This is a genomic window from Actinoplanes sp. NPDC051633, from assembly GCF_040681735.1.
Taxonomy (GTDB): Bacteria; Actinomycetota; Actinomycetes; order Mycobacteriales; family Micromonosporaceae; genus Actinoplanes.
Map to the genome: position 1 here is coordinate 1 of NZ_JBFAZH010001577.1, position 1,449 is coordinate 1,449.

At 71.2% G+C, this 1,449-nt stretch carries 1 protein-coding gene; it reads right to left on the reverse strand.

The window, feature by feature from the left end; genetic code table 11:
- The coding region (locus AB0M20_RS43275; protein WP_364307294.1) for an FAD-dependent oxidoreductase at positions 1 to 1,216 on the reverse strand (1,216 nt) is incomplete at its 3' end.
- Positions 1,217 to 1,449: the final 233 nt, after the last annotated feature.

Here is a 1,449-nt window from a genome sequence, read left to right on the forward strand (position 1 = left end):
TGCCGGCCTTCGCGACCCGCTCGATCTCGGTGCGGATGTTGCGCCGCACCTGCGCCTCGGGCAGCGGCGCCGGGCTGCCGTACTTCACGTTGTACAGGCCGGGGATGCCGGTCGGGTTGACGCCGTACAGGCCCGGGAGCGGCGGCAGGTTGTAGGGGGTCGTGGCCGCCACGTTGTCGAGGGTCACGCCGGCGGGCAGCCCGGACAGGCGCGCCACGCCGGTGTAGTAGGCGCCGCTGATGAACTGGCTGAACACCGAACGCTCGGTCGCGTCCAGGTCGAAGCCGGCGAAGGTGCGCAGCAGCGGGGGAGCGGTGACCACGAGCTTGCGGGCCAGGATCAGCCGCGGGCCGTCGGGGGTGGCGACCAGCACGCGTACGCCGGACCCGGACCGGTCGACCAGCAGCACCTGGGAGTCGAGCAGCGCGTTCTCGCCGAGGTGTGCGGTGGCGCGCTCGTACAGCAGGCTGTTGTCGTGTGCCGCGGTGGTGAGGAACGAGCCGCCGAGAATGTTCCGTGCGACACCGGGGCCGAACGTGTTGATCGGGTAGAGCGCGGGGAGCTCGAGAATGTTGCCGACGCCCTGCCCGTAGTTGAAGACCAGGGGCACCACCGAGCCGAAGTCGTACTTGCGGACGAAGTCGGCGAACGGCGCCACCAGGTCCTGCGGCACGGGGTCGGGCAGGTCGATGACGGTGTCGATCGGCCCGAACCGGCTCACCACCTCGAGGTACGCGGGCAGCGCGGCGGGCACCGGCGGCGTGTAGTCGACCGGCCGGCCGGTGCGGAAGTCCACGTACGTGGTGGTGCCTCCGCCCGGGCCGCCGCCGATCGGCGCCAGCGCCACGCCGAAGCGGTCGAAATACGCCCGGACCAGCGGGTTCTCCTCGAAGACGATCACTCCGATGTCAACCGTGCCGCCGGTCACCGGGTCGTGGTAGGTCTCGGTGTGCCCGCCCAGCCGGTCCTGCTTCTCCACCACGACCACGCTGCGGCCGAAGTCACCGAGCCGCACGGCGGTGTACGTGCCGGCCGAGCCGCCGCCGATCACGCAGACGTCGCGGCGGATCACCTGCGCGCCGGCGAAGTCCGCCGTGGACAGGCCGGCGGACGGGCCGGGCGACGGGGCGGCCGAGGCGCCGGACGAGGAGAGCGAGGCCGCCACCGACCCGGCCGCCGTGGCGCCCATCAGTCCCAGCATCCGCTTGCGCGTCATTCCCACGGCGGTTCCCCCGTCTGTCGATCACGAGTAGTCAAGGTCAAGTTACTGGCGATCAATCCACAGGGGAATAGACAAGCATCGAGGTAAAAGTTTTCGCGGCGGCGTCACTCCCTGACGCCGATGTGCTGGACCGGCGGGGTGCGCAGCAGCCGCGCGATCGGCAGCACCGTCGTCGCCAGCGCCAGCACCGCCGTCCCGCCGAGCACGATTACCAGCCCCAGCGGTGG